Source organism: Geomonas sp. Red276 (genome assembly GCF_054784495.1).
Window position 1 is genome coordinate 39,639 of record NZ_BLXW01000023.1, and the last position, 15,321, is coordinate 54,959.

Below are 15,321 nucleotides of genomic sequence, written 5' to 3' on the forward strand. Positions count from 1 at the left end.
ACCGAGAAAAACGACGGGACTCCACAAAAGTCCCGTTTTCTTTTAACACCAAAAATTTCAGGAGAAAGACATGTCCGTACTGGAAACTTTCGATCCGGCAGTGGCCGAGGCGATCCGCCTCGAGACCGAGCGCCAGGAGTACAACCTCGAACTGATCGCCTCGGAGAACTTCGTCTCCCCGGCGGTGCTGGAAGCCCAGGGCTCGGTGCTGACCAACAAGTACGCGGAAGGCTACCCCGGCAAGCGCTACTACGGAGGGTGCCACAACGTCGACATCGTGGAGAACCTGGCCATCGAACGGGCCAAGGAACTCTTCGGCGCCGACCACGCGAACGTGCAGCCGCACTCCGGCTCCCAGGCCAACATGGCGGTCTACTTCTCCGTGCTGAAGCCGGGCGACACCGTGCTCGGCATGAACCTGGCCCACGGCGGGCACCTGACCCACGGCTCCCCGGTCAACTTCTCCGGCAAGCTCTTCAACATCGTCCCCTACGGCGTCTCCCGCGAGACCGGCAGGATCGATTACGAGGAGACCGAGCGGCTGGCGGTCGAGCACAAGCCGAAGATGATCGTGGTGGGGGCCTCCGCCTACCCCCGCGTCCTCGACTTCGAGGCGTTCCGCAGGATCGCCGACAAGGTGGGCGCCGTCCTCATGGTGGACATGGCCCACATCGCCGGCCTGGTGGCCGCCGGGGTACACCCGAGCCCGGTCCCCTACGCCGAGTTCGTGACCACCACCACCCACAAGACCCTCAGGGGACCGCGCGGCGGCATGATCCTCTGCCGCGAGGATTACGCGAAGACCCTCAACTCCAACATCTTCCCGGGCATCCAGGGGGGTCCCCTCATGCACGTGATCGCCGCCAAGGCGGTCGCCTTCAAGGAGGCGCTCTCCCCCGAGTTCAAGAGCTACCAGCAGCAGATCGTCAAGAACGCCCAGGCGCTGGCCGCCGCCCTCACCAAGCGCGGCTTCAAGCTCACCTCGGGGGGCACCGACAACCACCTCATGCTGATGGATCTCACCGAGACCGAGCTGACCGGCAAGGTGGCCGAGGAGGCGCTCGACCGGGCCGGCATCACGGTCAACAAGAACGGCATCCCCTTCGACACCCGCTCCCCGTTCATCACCTCCGGTATCCGCATCGGGACCCCGGCGGCCACCACCCACGGCCTCAAAGAGGCCGAGATGGAGCAGGTGGCCGGCTTCATCGCCGAGGTGCTCGCCAACGTGGGCGACGAGGCGAAGCTCGCCGCGGTGAAAAAGCAGGTCAACGCCCTCATGAAACAGTTCCCGCTCTACGCCGGCAGGCTCCGGTAACCGGCGGCAAGTACTGGTAATCACAGGGGAGGGGGCGTAGAGTCCCCCTCCTCCCACCCATCCCCCGGTCGGAACCGCCATGCAGAGAAATTTTTCCCAGCGCAGAATTTCCCCTTGACAGAGGCCGCGACCTTAGCTATAACAGGATCAAAATGATCCTAAAGGTGTTTTATCTATGATGGAACTGACCCGCAAGGGAGAATACGCGATTAGAGGCATCATCTACCTGGCCCAGCAGCCTCCGGGGCGGGTATCGCTGATCAGCGAGATCGCGGCGGCGGCCGACGTGCCGCAGACTTTCCTGGCCAAGATCTTCCAGAGCTTCGCCAAGCTCGGCCTGGTGGTCTCCTCCCGCGGTACCGGCGGCGGCTTCGTGCTGGCCCGTCCGGCATCCGCCATCACCATGCGCGAAGTGGTGGAGGCGGTGGAAGGTCCCATCCTCCCCAACCGTTGCCTCCTCGGTGCCTCCTGCGAACGGGGTACCGGCCACTGCATGGTGCACGACGTTTGGCGCCAGGTGCAGACCGAGGTGGTCAATATCCTCGATGCAGTCACCATAGATACTTTGGCACGTGGCCGAGACGGCCGTGATGCTGCCTGACCGGCGGGGCACGGCTTCCCCCGTGCCCAAAAAAATTTGCCCAAGAAAAGGACTAAATCGGTCCTAAAGATCCCGTATACGATCTCCGGGGTCTTTTTTCTGCGCGCCACGTAAGCCTCTTCGGTACCAGCCATAATTCAGCATCACAACAAAAAAGGAGGAAGCAGATGGATGTTCTCACCCTAAGCCGGCTGCAGTTCGCCCTCACCAGCATGTTCCACTTCATTTTCGTACCGCTCACCCTTGGGCTCTCGGTCCTGACCGCGATTATCCAGACCCGCTACGTGCAGACCGGAAACGAAGTCTACAAGAAGATGGCCAAGTTCTGGGGCAAGCTGTTCCTGATCAACTTCGCCCTCGGTGTGGTGACCGGTATCACCCTCGAGTTTCAGTTCGGTATGAACTGGGCGGAATACTCCCGGTACGTGGGTGACATCTTCGGTGCTCCCCTGGCCATCGAGGCCACGGTCGCCTTTTTCATGGAATCCGTGTTCATCGGGGTCTGGACCTTCGGGTGGAACAAGGTCTCCAAAGGGGTGCATCTCCTCTCCATCTGGCTGGTGGCTCTGGGCACCAACCTCTCCGCCCTCTGGATCCTGCTGGCCAACGGCTGGATGCAGCATCCGGTCGGCTACGTCCTGAAAAACGGCCGCGCCGAGATGGTGGACTTCCTCGCCGTGGCCACCAACCCGGTCGGTCTTCTCAAGTTCGGCCATCAGGTCACCTCCGGCTATACCGTTGCCGCCTTCTTCGTGATGGGGATCTCCGCCTGGCACCTGCTCCGCAAGCAGAACCCCGACTTCTTCAAGAAGTCCTTCGGGATTGCCGCGGTCTACGGCCTCTTCGCCACCATTGCGGTGGCGGTGATCGGCGACCTGCACGCCGCCGAGGTCGCCAAGACCCAGCCGGCCAAGTTCGCCGCCATGGAGGCGGTCTGGGAGAACTGCTCCAACGCCCCGCTTCACCTGATCTCTTTCCCGGACGAGAGCAACCAGTGCAACCTGGTCTCCGCCCTGCCGGTGCCGAGCCTCCTCTCCATCCTGGCCTTCCACGATCCCAACGCCGTCATCAAGGGGATCAACTCCTTCCCGAAATCGGAGCGCCCGCCGGTCACCCCGGTCTTCCTGAGCTTCCGCCTGATGGTCGGCCTCGGCACCCTGTTCATCCTCTTCGCCGCCCTCGGCCTCTGGTTCTCCAAGCGGGGGACCCTCGAGAAGAACCGCTGGTTCCTCACCATCCTGGTCTGGTTCATCCCGCTTCCCTACCTCGCCAACCAGCTCGGCTGGGTGGTGGCCGAGGTTGGCCGCCAGCCCTGGATCGTCAACGGGGTCATGAAGACCTCCGACGCGGTCTCCAAGGCGGTCACCATGCCGCAGATCATCTTCTCGCTGGTGAGCTTCACCGTCCTGTACGCACTGCTCGGCTTCGTGGACATCTACCTGCTGATGAAGTTCGCCCGCAAGGGTCCGGAAGGGCACAACGAGCCGGTAGCCCACGAAACGGAAGATATTTCCTTCGCCGCCGACGCGGCGACCAATTAGGAGGTGAGCTGAGATGGAATTCCAGATTACTTGGTTTGTGCTTTGGGGCGTCCTTTGGGCGGTGTACTTCATGCTTGACGGCTTCGTGCTCGGTGGTGGCATCCTGCACCGCGTGCTGGCCAAGACCGACGCCGAGCGCCGCGTGGTGATCAACGCCTTCGGGCCGGTGTGGGACGGCAACGAGGTCTGGCTCTTGACCGCCGGGGGCGCGACCTTCGCCGCCTTCCCGACCGCCTACGCGCAGATGTTCAGCTACCTTTACACCGCGCTCTTCCTGCTCCTTGCCTCCCTCATCGTGCGCGGGGTCTCCTTCGAGTTCCGCAGCAAGGAAGAGGGTGCCGCCTGGAGGGGCACCTGGGACACCGTCATCGTGGTCACCAGTTTCCTCCCGGCGTTGCTGTTCGGCGTCGCTTTCGGCAACATCTTCGAGGGGCTTCCGATGGATGCCCAGGGGTACCACGGCGGCCTGCTGTCGCTCCTTAACCCCTACGGCCTGGTGACCGGCGTCCTCTTCGTGCTCCTCTTCCTGGTGCATGGCGCCCTCTACCTCTCCCTCAAAACGGTCGGGAGCCTGAGCAAGAAGGCCGAGGATCTCGCCAAGGCCCTCTGGCTGCCGCTCACCGTGGTCGCGGTCGGGTTCCTGGTCTTCACCGCCTTCGCCACCAAGCTCTACAACAACTATCTGGCCCACCCGGTCCTCCTGATCGCCCCGGTGGTCGCCGTGGTGGCGCTGCTCTCCGTCCGGGCCCTTTTAGCTAAGGCCGCCCCGGGCAAGGCTTTCGCCGCCTCCTGCCTGACCGTCCTCGGCGTGGTGGCTACCGGCGTGATCGGCCTCTTCCCGAACCTGATCCCGTCCACCCTGGACCCGAACTACAGCCTGACCATCTTCAACAGCTCCTCTTCGCTGTACACCCTGAAGATCATGACCGCGGTCGCGCTCATCTTCGTTCCGATCGTGATCCTCTACAAGATCTGGGCCTACCGGGTCTTTAGGGAGCGGCTTACCACCGAGGCGGTGCTGGCTGACCACGAAGCCTACTAGTTCGCCATCTCCGACCATGCCGGCCGCTCCCCCTGTCTTTCGGGCAGGGGGAGCGTGCCGTTTCCCTCCTCCTCGCCGCGCCGGAACCTTCAAAAGGGTATTCTAGGTTGACAAATTCACTCCTCCTTTGTTACTTTACGCCTTTGCCGCGTGCCCAAATTGCGGTCGCCTGCCGGCGGCCCCGGGTGGCAACTGGCCAACGACGCCCCGTAGTACCCTCCACGTTTCCCCGCCGATACCACGCACGAGGCATTGCGGCAGGCCCGATCCTGCCGCTATAGATTGATTAAGTGATAAAGAGAGGAAATCATGCAGAGCAACATCGAATCGCTGAGCAACATCAAGAAGAAGATAAATCTCACCATCCCCGCCGACCGCGTCAACGCCGAGGTTGACAAGGCCTACGCCGAGATCCGCAAGCAGGCCGCCATCAAGGGCTTCCGCAAAGGGAAGGTTCCCATGACCCTGATCGAGAAGCACTACGGCGAAAAGATGGCCGAGGAGGTGGTGAAGACCCTCATCAACGATACCTACTACGCCGCGGTGGCCGAGCACGGGCTGGAGCCGGTCTCCTATCCGATGATCGACTCCGATCCCTTGAAGCCGGGCGAACCGTTCAGCTACTCGGCCACCGTCGAGGTCTATCCCAAGGTCGAGCTGAAGGAGTACCTCGGTCTCCAGGTCGCCAAGGAGCAGCTCTCCGGTGACAACGACGAGGCGGTAGCATCCCGGCTCAAGCAGCTCCAGGAGAACCTGGCCCAGCTGGCTCCCGCCGCCGAAGGGCATCCCGCCGCCAACGGCGACTTCGTCACCTTCGACTTCAAAGGGACCATCGACGGCGTTCCCTTCGAGGGGGGCGAGGCCCAGGACTACCAGCTCGAGCTGGGGAGCGGCCGCTTCATCGCCGGTTTCGAGGAGCAGATGGTCGGCATGACCGTCGGCTCCCAGGGGACCGTCAAGGTGACCTTCCCGGAGAGCTACGGCAACAGCGAGCTGGCCGGCAAGCCGGCCGAGTTCGCGGTCGAGATCAAGGAGATCAAGGTCAAGGAACTTCCCGAGCTCAACGACGACTTCGCCAAGGAATTCGGCGAGTTCGAGACCCTGGACGAGCTCAAGGCCAAGCTCGCCGAGGTGCACGCCTCCCAGGAGAACCAGCGGGTGGAGAACGACCTCCGCGAACGCGTGATGAAGGTCCTGGTGGCCAAGAACGAGGTCGAGGTCCCCGAGGTGCTGGTGGAGCGCCACTTGAACGTGCTCCTCGACCAGTCCAAGCAGCGGCTCGCCGCCCAACGTCTCACTTTAGAAATGATGGGACTTACCGATGAGGGGTATAGGGCACAGTTCCGCGGTGCGGCGCGCGACCAGGTCAAGGGGTCGGTGATTCTCGACGCCATCGCCGACAAGGAAGGGATCGAGGTGACCGACGAGGACGTCAAGGAGCGCGTCGAGCAGATGGCCGCCTCCAGCGGCCAGGACGTCGAGAAGATCGCCTCCTTCTACCGTAACAACGAGCAGGCCAAGAACAGCCTCGGCGCGCAGCTGCGCGAGGACAAGGCCATGCTGTTCGTGCTGGACAAGGCCAACGTCGTGGAGCTTCCCAAGGATCAAATCAAAGACTAGGAGCCAACATGCTGGTACCGATTGTAGTGGAGCAGACCGGCCGCGGTGAGCGGTCCTACGACATCTACTCGCGCCTCTTGAAGGACCGGATCATCTTCCTGGGCGGCGGGATCGACGACAACGTCGCCAACCTGGTGATCGCCCAGCTCCTCTTTCTGGAGGCCGAGGACCCGGACAAGGACATCCACCTCTACATCAACTCCCCCGGTGGGGTGGTGACCGCCGGGATGGCCATCTACGACACCATGCGCTACATAAAGGCGCCGGTCTCCACCATCTGCATCGGGCAGGCGGCCTCCATGGGGGCCTTCCTGCTGTCGGGGGGGGAGAAGGGTAAGCGTTTCGCGCTGGCCAACTCCCGCATCATGATCCACCAGCCGCTGGGCGGGTTCCAGGGGCAGGCCACCGACATCCACATCCATGCGAAGGAGATCCTCCGCATGAAGGACCAGTTGAACGAGCTTTTGGCCGAACACACCGGCCAGAAGATAGAGAAGGTCGCCGCCGATACCGAGCGCGACTACTTTATGTCGGGCGAAGAAGCGGTCAGCTATGGTATCATTGATGCAATAGTGACCAGGAACATCGTTACAGGAGGTGCCAAGTGAGCAGACGGGATGACCGTTCGGATACGCTGATCTGCTCTTTCTGCGGAAAGAGCCAGGAAGAGGTGAAGAAGCTGATCGCGGGGCCTACGGTCTACATCTGCGACGAGTGCATCGAGCTCTGTAACGACATCATCGCCGAGGAGTCGAAGCTGGAGGATGCCTCGGGGACCGACGTGAGGAAGCTTCCCAAGCCGCAGGAGATCAAGGAGGTTCTGGACGAGTACGTGATCGGCCAGAGCCGGGCCAAGAAGGTCCTGGCGGTAGCGGTCTACAACCACTACAAGCGCGTCGAGGCGGCCACCAAGCCGGGCGACGTGGAGATGCAGAAGTCGAACATCCTCCTCTTGGGCCCCACCGGCAGCGGCAAGACGCTCTTGGCCCAGACGCTTGCCCGCATCCTCAAGGTCCCCTTCGCCATGGCGGACGCCACCAACCTGACCGAGGCGGGCTACGTCGGCGAGGACGTCGAGAACATCATCCTGACCCTGCTGCAGGCGGCCGACTACGACGTGGAGAAGGCCCAGAAGGGGATCATCTACATCGACGAGATCGACAAGATCGCCAGGAAGTCCGACTCCCCCTCCATCACCCGCGACGTCTCGGGCGAGGGTGTCCAGCAGGCCCTTTTGAAGATCATCGAGGGGACCATCGCCTCGGTGCCTCCCAAGGGGGGGCGCAAGCACCCGCAGCAGGAGTTCCTTAAGGTCGACACCACCAACATCCTCTTCATCTGCGGCGGTGCCTTCCCGGGGCTGGACAACATCATCCAGCAGCGTATCGGCATCAAGACCCTGGGCTTCGGGGCCGACGTCAAGAAGAAGGTCGAGAAGAAGGCGGGCGAGCTCTTGGCCGGGGTGACCCCGGAGGACCTCCTGAAGTTCGGCTTCATCCCCGAGTTCGTCGGCCGTCTCCCGATGCTCGCCTCGCTCGCCGAGCTCGACGAGGAGGCCATGGTGCAGATCCTCAAGGAGCCCAAGAACGCCCTGATCAAGCAGTACCAGAAGCTCTTCGAAATGGAGCACGTGAAGCTTAAGTTCACCGACGGCTCTCTGATCGCCATCGCCCGCGAAGCGCTCAAGAGAAAGACCGGCGCCCGCGGCCTCCGCTCCATCCTGGAGAACGCGATGCTCGACATCATGTACGAGATCCCCTCCCAGAGCATGGTCAAGGAGGTGGTGATCAACGAAGAGGTGATCTACTCGAAGGAAAAACCGATCATCGTCTACGAGAACGTCGCCGAAAGCGCCTGAGACGGACGGAGAAACATGACAGAAGAAAGCAGTAAGGCCGGCAGGACCAGAGCCAGGAAGAGAGGGAATCCGGAAAGATTCCCTCTCTTTCCTTTACGGGACATCATCATCTTCCCCCACATGGTGGTACCGCTCTTCGTAGGGCGGGAGAAGTCGGTTTTGGCGCTCGAAGCGGCCATGGCCGACAACGACAAGATGATCCTCCTCGCCACCCAGAAAAACGCCAAGACCGAGGACCCCGCCTCCGACGACATCTACCAGGTCGGCACCGTCTGCCACATCATCCAGCTCCTGAAGCTCCCCGACGGGACCGTCAAGGTGCTGGTGGAGGGGAAGCGGCGGGGCGCCATCACGGGCTTTTCGGAAAGCCGTCCCTTCTTCGAGGTCGAGGTGGAGCCGCTCCCCGAGCCGGCGGTCAAGGGGAGTGAGCTCGAGGCCCTGAAGCGCGGGGTGGTGACCAGCTTCGAAAGCTACCTGGGGTTGAACAGCTCGGTCCCTTCCGAGGTTCTCCAGTCGGTGCAGTCGATCTCCGACCCCTCCCGGCTCGCCGACACCATCGCCCCCCACCTGAACCTCAAGGTCCCCCAGAAGCAGGAACTCCTCGCCTTAAGCTCCCCCGCCAAGAGGATGGAGCGCCTCCTCGCCCTCATGGGGGCCGAGATCGAGATCCTCCAGATCGAGAAGAAGATCCAGGCCCGGGTCAAGAAGCAGATGGAGAAGACCCAGAAGGACTACTACTTGAATGAGCAGATCCGCGCCATCCAGAAGGAATTGGGGGGCAAGGACGAGTTCAAGCAGGAACTCCAGGCCCTGGAGGCCCGGGCGGCCAAGCTGAGCCTCTCGACCGAGGCCCGGGAGAAGGTCCAGGCCGAGCTGAAGAAGCTTCGCCTCATGTCCCCCATGTCCTCGGAGGCGGCGGTGGTCAGGAACTACGTCGAGTGGGTCCTGGCTCTCCCCTGGGGGATCTACGGCGAGGAGAAGAGCGACATCCGGGAGGCGCGCGCCTGCCTGGAGGCCGATCACTACGGCCTCGAGAAGGTGAAGACCCGCATCCTCGAGTACCTGGCGGTCAACACCCTCATGAAGGGGATGAAGGGGCCGATCCTCTGCCTGGTCGGCCCCCCGGGGGTCGGCAAGACCTCGCTCGCCCGCTCGGTGGCCAGGGCGACCGGCCGCGAGTTCGTCAAGATCTCCCTGGGGGGCGTGCGTGACGAGGCCGAGATCCGCGGGCACCGCCGCACCTACGTCGGCGCCATGCCCGGGAAGATCGTGCAGTCCCTGAAGAAGTGCGGCAGCTCCAACCCGGTCTTCCTGCTCGACGAGATCGACAAGATGACCTCGGATTTCCGGGGCGATCCCGCCTCGGCGCTTTTGGAGGTGCTCGACCCCGAGCAGAACTTCTCCTTCAACGACCACTTCCTGGACCTCGACTACGACCTCTCGAGGGTCATGTTCATCACCACCGCCAACTCGATCCACGCCATCCCGCGGCCTTTACTGGACCGCATGGAGCTCGTGAGGCTCGAAGGGTACACCGAGCACGAGAAGCTCGCCATCGCCCGCCAGTACCTGGTCCCCAAGCAGGCGGCCAACAACGGGCTCTCCGGCAAGGGGGTCACCCTCGCCGACGCCGCCCTTTTGGAGATCATCCGGCGCTACACCCGTGAGGCGGGGGTCAGAAACCTCGAGCGCGAGATCGGGAGCGTCTGCCGGAAGATGGCCTTCTCCCTGGTGGAGGGGGGGAGGCTCAAGAAGACGGTGCAGCAAAAGCAGCTGGCCGGTTTCCTGGGGGCGCCCCGCTTCAAGTACGGCGAGGCGCAGGGCGAGGATGCGGTCGGCCTGGTGACCGGGCTCGCCTGGACCGAGGTGGGAGGGGAACTTCTCAACATCGAGGTGGTGACCGTACCGGGGAAGGGGAAGCTGACGGTGACCGGCAAGCTCGGCGAGGTGATGCAGGAATCCGCCCAGGCGGCCATGACCTACGTCCGTTCCCGAGGCGAGCTCCTGGGGTTCGCCAAGGACTTCTACCAGCACCTCGACATCCACATCCACGTCCCCGAGGGGGCCATTCCCAAGGACGGCCCGTCGGCGGGGATCACCATGGCCTGCGCGCTCACCTCGGCACTCACCAGGCGGGCGGTCCGCCGCGACATCGCCATGACCGGCGAGATCACCCTGCGGGGCACCGTGCTCCCGATCGGCGGCCTGAAGGAGAAGCTTTTGGCGGCCGGCCGGGGCGGGATCACCACCGTCTTGATCCCCAAGGAGAACGAGAAGGACCTGGCGGAGGTCCCCCGGGAGGTCACCAGCGGCCTCACCATCCACCCGGTCTCCCACATGGACGAAGTGTTGGGATTCGCCCTGTTAGGAGAGGCGGCCATCCCGGCCGGCGTCCTCTATCCCGAGGGGGCGACCCCCGCCGCAGAGAATGTGGCGGTACCCCATTAGAAAAAGAGTTGACAGCATTCGCAGGAGTCTGGTATAAGGTTGCTTCACTTTGCGATGCAGTCCAGGAGGCGACAATGAACAAGCAAGAACTGGTGAGCGCCATCGCCGATGGGGCTCAGATCACCAAGGTCGAGGCAGATAAGGCACTTACCGCTATCGTCGACACGCTGACCAGCTGCCTGGCCGGTGGCGACAAGGTAACCCTCGTGGGCTTCGGCACCTTCAGCGTCGCTGAGCGCGCTGCCCGTACCGGCAAGAACCCGCAGACCGGGAAAGAGATCCAGATCCCGGCCTCCAAGGCTCCCAAGTTCAAGCCGGGCAACACCTTGAAGGAACTGATCAACAAGCAGTAACGGCGGACCTTCAAGCGAGGTCGCCTGACGCGGGGTTGTAGCTCAGTCGGTTAGAGTGCCAGCCTGTCACGCTGGAAGTCGCGGGTTCGAGCCCCGTCAACCCCGCCATTTTTCATAACGGGCGAATAGCTCAGCTGGGAGAGCGCCAGCCTTACAAGCTGGATGTCGGGGGTTCGATCCCCTCTTCGCCCACCATTATGAAGGCGCCCGCGTCCGTCACAATCGAATACCTCCCGCCGCCTTACGGCACGGGACGAGGAGTAGGGGGTTGTAGCTCAGTCGGTTAGAGTGCCAGCCTGTCACGCTGGAAGTCGCGGGTTCGAGCCCCGTCAACCCCGCCATCCTTATCGAGGCCATCTGCATCGCAGGTGGCCTTTTTCTTTGCCCCCCTCCAGGGGGGCTCCCGGCCGGCGTGGTACCGTTTACCTGGTTGACTTCACTCTGGGAAATCGTTTATATTCCACTGCGGCTGAACCTGGCGGCAGGGTCGCTGCCGATCCTGCCACGATCTCCTACGGAAAGCGAGTCCTCCTTGAAACCCTTGAAACCGGTCGTGGTCATTCCGACCTACAATGAACGGGACAACCTGGAAAGGCTTGCCACCCAGATTCTCTCCCTGGACCCCTCGCTCCATCTCCTCATCGTCGACGACAACTCCCCCGATGGCACCGGCCAGATGGCCGACCGGCTGGCCGAGGAAACCGGGCGGCTGAGCGTTTTGCACCGGGCCGGCAAGCTCGGGCTGGGCTCCGCCTACCGCGAGGGGTTTGCCAAGGCGCTCGAGATGGGGGCGGACGTGGTGGTGCAGATGGACGCCGACTTCTCCCATGACCCCGCCATCCTGCCGCTGTTCTTCGACAAGCTCGACCAGGCCGACTTCGTGATCGGCTCCCGTTACGTGAACGGGATCAGCGTGGTGAACTGGCCGCTTCGCAGGCTCATGCTGAGCTACTTCGCGAGCGTCTACACCCGGGTCATCACCGGGCTCCAGATCTCCGACTGCACGAGCGGCTTCAAGTGCTTCCGGGCCGAGACCCTCAAGGGGATCGATCTCGCCAAGGTCCGCTCGGACGGCTACTCCTTCCAGATCGAGATGAACTTCCGCTGCGTCGAGCGCGGCTTCAAGGTCGCCGAGGTCCCCATCATCTTCATCGACCGCCACGCCGGTACCTCGAAGATGTCCAAGAAGATCGTGCGGGAGGCGGTGCTCATGGTCTGGAAACTGAAGATCGGCTCCCTGTTGGGGTTCTCCGGAGGGCGGAAATAGCATGGTGAACGGGTTCTGGAGCGTGGCCTGCGTGGCCGGCCTTTGGGCATTTGTAGGGTGCACCGTGGTCTTCATCCTCAAGGGCTTTCGCGCCCGCGGGGTTTTCGACGTCCGGGCCAGCCTGCCGTGGGGAGTTGCCTTGCTGGTGAGCTTTCTCTTCTGGATGATCGGCATGGCCAATGGCTGATCCGGTGGGGGGGGAATCGATCCATCCTTCCAGAGAAAGCGTCCCTCCCACATTACTCGTCCCTTTTTCCCGCCCTCGACCTTAGAGGTCGCCAATTTATTCAAGGTTTTGAGTTTTCATTCTCTCTCATTTGTGGTACTCATAATAGCTTATGTCGATCTTCACCTGCAAGATAGGCTCCTCTGACGGCAGGATCGCTGTCAAGGAGTTTGACGCGGTCAATGCCGACCTGCTTCGCCAGAGTCTGGAAGAGCAGGGGTACGTCGTCTTTGAGCTCAGGAAGAAGCCTTTGCAGTTTCTCCTTGAGAAGGGGGGGACCCGCAGGAGGATCGGTAACAAGGACCTGCTCCTTTTCAACCAGGAACTGCTCGTTCTCCTTAAGTCCGGCCTCCCGATCATCCAGGCGCTCGACACCATCCTCGAAGCGGAGGGGGGCAAGCTCAACCAGATCCTGACCGCCGTGCGAGAGGACGTGAAGGGGGGAGCGTCGCTGTCGGCGGCCTTGGAGAAGTACCCGCGGGTCTTCCCGCACCTGTACATCGCCTCCATCCAGGCGGGCGAGCGGACGGGGGACCTCCCGCTGACCATCAGGCGCTACATCGCCTTCTTGAAGAAGACCGAGGGGTTCAAGGGAAAGGTGACCGCGGCGCTTTTCTACCCCGCCATCCTGGTGGCGGTGGCGACGGCGGCCGTCGCGCTCCTGTTGATTTACGTGGTACCGACCTTCAGCACGATCTACGCCGAGTCGGGCTCCGCGCTGCCGGTCCCGACCCAGATGCTGATCTCCTTCACCACCTTCTTGAAGCGCTACCTCCTCCTCTTCATCGCGATCGCCGCGGTGGCGGCGGGGATCTTCCGCCGCTGGAAGGAGACCGAGGCGGGGCGCTACCGGGTGGACGCCATGAAGATCAGTACCCCCTTCATCGGCAAGGTCGCCACCCGCTACGCGGTGGCCGGCTTCACCCGGACTCTCGCCACCGTGCTCGGGAGCGGCATCCCCATCGTGGAGGCGCTCAGGATGTCGGTGGGGACGCTCAACAACCGGGTCCTCGAGCGGGGGCTTTTGCATGCGGTGACCCGGGTCGAGGAGGGGAGCAAGCTGTCGAGCGCCCTGGAGAGCATCAAGCTGATGCCCCCCCTGGCCCTGAGGATGCTCGCGGTCGGTGAGAGCACCGGCTCGATGGAGGAGATGCTCTCCGACATCTCGGACTACTTCGAAGATGAGATCGACCGCAACCTCCACGTGCTGACCACCGCCATCGAACCGGCCATCATGATCGTCATGGGGGTCGTCATCGGTACCATCATCATCACCATGTACCTGCCGGTCTTCAAACTCGCCGGCACCGTGGGTTAACGATATGCTGAAACCGTTCAAGAGAAAGACGCTGGGGGACATCCTGCTGCAAAAGGGCGAGCTGACCCCCGACCAGCTGGCCTACGCCCTGGACCGCCAGCAGGCGACCGGCGAGAGGCTGGGAGCCATCTGCCTGGCCGACGCCCTCATCACCGAGACGGTCCTGGCCCAGGCGCTGGCCGAGCAGTTCGGGATGGAGTACGTCGACCTCAAGGGGTTCCGCCCCGACGAGGCGATCTTCAGCGCGCTCCCCCCGGACATGATGTACCGCTACCACTTCATCCCGCTGGAGATCGAGGGAGAAACCCTGTCGGTCGCCATCGCGGACCCCACCGCGGTCTTGAAGCTCGACGAGATGTCGCTTCTTCTCGAGCGGCCGCTGGTCTTCAAGGTGGCCGAGGAGAGCGAGATCGCCTACCACCTGAAGAAGGGGGAGGGGACCAGCCGGGTGCTGAAGGAGGTCTCCGAGGACTTCATGATCCAGCTGGTGACCGAGACCGAGAAGGGGGAAGAAGTCCTCTCGGTGGAGAACGTCACCGCCGACACGAGCCCCATCATCAAGCTGGTCAACTCCACCATCCTGGACGCGCTCACCCGCCGGACCTCGGATATCCACATCGAGACCACCTCGGAAGGGGTGATCATCAAGTACCGTATCGACGGGGTGCTCTACAAGGCGACCGAGCCGATCGACAACCACTTCCAGGGGCCGCTGATCTCCCGCCTGAAGGTCATGAGCGAGCTCGACATCTCCGAGCGGCGCATCCCGCAGGACGGCCGCTTCAAGGTGAGGATCGCCGGCAAGTCGATCGACTTCCGTGTCTCCATCATGCCGAGCGCCTTCGGCGAGGACGCGGTCATCCGTATCCTCGACAAGGAATCGATCGCCACCGACCTCAGGGGCCTCACCCTGGAGACCCTGGGGATGGCCTCTCACGAGATCAAGCGCTTCAGGAAGATGATCAAGGAGCCGTACGGGATGGTGCTGGTCACCGGGCCGACCGGTTCCGGCAAGACCACCACCCTCTACGGCGCGCTCACCGAGATCCACACCGGCGAGGAGAAGATCATCACCATCGAGGACCCGGTCGAGTACGTCCTGAACGGGATCACCCAGATCCCGGTCAACGAGAAGAAGGGGCTCACCTTCGCCCGCGGTCTCCGCTCCATCCTGCGCCACGACCCGGACAAGATCATGGTCGGCGAGATCCGCGACTCCGAGACCGCCCAGATCGCCGTGCAGTCGGCCTTGACCGGCCACCTGGTCTTCACCACCGTGCACGCCAACAACGTCTTCGACGTCATCGGCCGCTTCACCCACATGGGGATCGACCCCTACAACTTCGTCTCCTGCCTGAACTGCGTGATGGCCCAGCGGCTGGTCAGAAAGCTCTGCCCGAGCTGCAAGAAGCCGCACGCCCACACCGACCAGGAGCTCCGGGAATCGGCCATCGATCCGGAAAGGACGCGCGGGGTGACCCTGTACAGGGCGGTCGGCTGCGACGAGTGCAACGGGACCGGCTACCGGGGGCGCTCCGCCATCGTGGAGCTTTTGGACCTGAACGACGAGATCCGCGAGCTGATCATCTCCAAGGCCCCCATCGCGGCCCTCAAGAAGGCCGCCCAGGCCGCCGGCACCTCGTTCCTGAGGGAATCGGCGGTCGCCAAGGTGCTGGCGGGGGAAACCAGCATCAAGGAAATCAACCGCGTCACCTTCGTGGAGTAGCCG

13 protein-coding genes and 3 tRNA genes are annotated in these 15,321 nt (G+C 63.0%); all 16 read left to right on the plus strand.

Translation table 11 applies throughout. The annotated features are described in order from the left end of the window. The first annotated feature begins 70 nt into the window (after positions 1-70). The 16 genes from glyA to ACYVL5_RS15920 all read left to right on the plus strand — a co-directional run bounded on the left by glyA (position 71) and on the right by ACYVL5_RS15920 (position 15,318). Entirely contained in the window at positions 71-1,318 is a 1,248-nt protein-coding gene (gene glyA, locus ACYVL5_RS15845; RefSeq protein ID WP_460596548.1) for a serine hydroxymethyltransferase, read from the plus strand. 175 nt (positions 1,319-1,493) lie between these two features. Then, positions 1,494-1,919, plus strand: coding sequence for an RrF2 family transcriptional regulator (locus ACYVL5_RS15850; protein WP_460596549.1), 426 nt, complete (start codon positions 1,494-1,496; stop codon positions 1,917-1,919). A 167-nt stretch (positions 1,920-2,086) separates the two neighbouring features. Next, complete coding sequence (locus ACYVL5_RS15855) at positions 2,087-3,460, plus strand: cytochrome ubiquinol oxidase subunit I (protein ID WP_460596550.1); 1,374 nt, start codon at positions 2,087-2,089, stop codon at positions 3,458-3,460. Positions 3,461-3,473: 13 nt separating this feature from the next. Beyond that, positions 3,474-4,502 carry a cytochrome d ubiquinol oxidase subunit II gene (gene cydB / locus ACYVL5_RS15860; protein ID WP_460596551.1) on the plus strand — a complete coding sequence of 343 codons (1,029 nt, stop codon included), beginning with the start codon at positions 3,474-3,476 and terminating at the stop codon, positions 4,500-4,502. Between the two features lie 309 nt (positions 4,503-4,811). Beyond that, a complete protein-coding gene (gene tig / locus ACYVL5_RS15865; RefSeq protein ID WP_460596552.1) occupies positions 4,812-6,122 on the plus strand; it encodes a trigger factor in 1,311 nt (436 codons plus the stop codon). A gap of 8 nt (positions 6,123-6,130) precedes the next feature. Continuing rightward, positions 6,131-6,730 carry an ATP-dependent Clp protease proteolytic subunit gene (gene clpP / locus ACYVL5_RS15870; RefSeq protein ID WP_460596553.1) on the plus strand — a complete coding sequence of 200 codons (600 nt, stop codon included), beginning with the start codon at positions 6,131-6,133 and terminating at the stop codon, positions 6,728-6,730. Beyond that, on the plus strand, positions 6,727-7,980 hold the full coding sequence (gene clpX / locus ACYVL5_RS15875; RefSeq protein ID WP_460596554.1) for an ATP-dependent Clp protease ATP-binding subunit ClpX: 1,254 nt from the start codon (positions 6,727-6,729) through the stop codon (positions 7,978-7,980). Before clpP ends, clpX begins: the two co-directional genes overlap by 4 nt. A gap of 15 nt (positions 7,981-7,995) precedes the next feature. Then, a complete protein-coding gene (gene lon, locus ACYVL5_RS15880) occupies positions 7,996-10,428 on the plus strand; it encodes an endopeptidase La (protein WP_460596555.1) in 2,433 nt (810 codons plus the stop codon). A gap of 8 nt (positions 10,429-10,436) precedes the next feature. Next, a complete protein-coding gene (locus ACYVL5_RS15885; protein ID WP_460596556.1) occupies positions 10,437-10,781 on the plus strand; it encodes an HU family DNA-binding protein in 345 nt (114 codons plus the stop codon). 31 nt (positions 10,782-10,812) lie between these two features. Then, positions 10,813-10,889: transfer RNA gene (locus ACYVL5_RS15890), tRNA-Asp, on the plus strand. 11 nt (positions 10,890-10,900) lie between these two features. Beyond that, a tRNA-Val gene (locus ACYVL5_RS15895) sits at positions 10,901-10,976 on the plus strand. A 69-nt stretch (positions 10,977-11,045) separates the two neighbouring features. Further along, positions 11,046-11,122 (plus strand) — tRNA-Asp (locus ACYVL5_RS15900). A gap of 200 nt (positions 11,123-11,322) precedes the next feature. Beyond that, on the plus strand, positions 11,323-12,048 hold the full coding sequence (locus ACYVL5_RS15905) for a polyprenol monophosphomannose synthase (RefSeq protein ID WP_460596579.1): 726 nt from the start codon (positions 11,323-11,325) through the stop codon (positions 12,046-12,048). Between the two features lies 1 nt (position 12,049). Beyond that, positions 12,050-12,235, plus strand: coding sequence for a hypothetical protein (locus ACYVL5_RS15910; RefSeq protein WP_460596557.1), 186 nt, complete (start codon positions 12,050-12,052; stop codon positions 12,233-12,235). A gap of 151 nt (positions 12,236-12,386) precedes the next feature. Further along, positions 12,387-13,592 (plus strand): type II secretion system F family protein, encoded by a 1,206-nt coding sequence (locus tag ACYVL5_RS15915; RefSeq protein ID WP_460596558.1) that lies wholly within the window; start codon positions 12,387-12,389, stop codon positions 13,590-13,592. A 4-nt stretch (positions 13,593-13,596) separates the two neighbouring features. Then, complete coding sequence (locus ACYVL5_RS15920; RefSeq protein ID WP_460596559.1) at positions 13,597-15,318, plus strand: GspE/PulE family protein; 1,722 nt, start codon at positions 13,597-13,599, stop codon at positions 15,316-15,318. The last annotated feature ends 3 nt before the right edge of the window (positions 15,319-15,321 follow it).

Excerpts from the sequence above, each read along its gene's own strand:
- tig (WP_460596552.1), top strand. The coding sequence starts at position 4,812 with ATGCAGAGCAACATCGAATCGCTGAGCAACATCAAGAAGAAGATAAAT.
- cydB (WP_460596551.1), top strand. The coding sequence starts at position 3,474 with ATGGAATTCCAGATTACTTGGTTTGTGCTTTGGGGCGTCCTTTGGGCG.
- ACYVL5_RS15855 (WP_460596550.1), top strand. The coding sequence starts at position 2,087 with ATGGATGTTCTCACCCTAAGCCGGCTGCAGTTCGCCCTCACCAGCATG.
- lon (WP_460596555.1), top strand. The coding sequence starts at position 7,996 with ATGACAGAAGAAAGCAGTAAGGCCGGCAGGACCAGAGCCAGGAAGAGA.
- ACYVL5_RS15850 (WP_460596549.1), top strand. The coding sequence starts at position 1,494 with ATGATGGAACTGACCCGCAAGGGAGAATACGCGATTAGAGGCATCATC.
- ACYVL5_RS15920 (WP_460596559.1), top strand. The coding sequence starts at position 13,597 with ATGCTGAAACCGTTCAAGAGAAAGACGCTGGGGGACATCCTGCTGCAA.
- clpP (WP_460596553.1), top strand. The coding sequence starts at position 6,131 with ATGCTGGTACCGATTGTAGTGGAGCAGACCGGCCGCGGTGAGCGGTCC.
- ACYVL5_RS15915 (WP_460596558.1), top strand. The coding sequence starts at position 12,387 with ATGTCGATCTTCACCTGCAAGATAGGCTCCTCTGACGGCAGGATCGCT.
- glyA (WP_460596548.1), top strand. The coding sequence starts at position 71 with ATGTCCGTACTGGAAACTTTCGATCCGGCAGTGGCCGAGGCGATCCGC.
- ACYVL5_RS15910 (WP_460596557.1), top strand. The coding sequence starts at position 12,050 with ATGGTGAACGGGTTCTGGAGCGTGGCCTGCGTGGCCGGCCTTTGGGCA.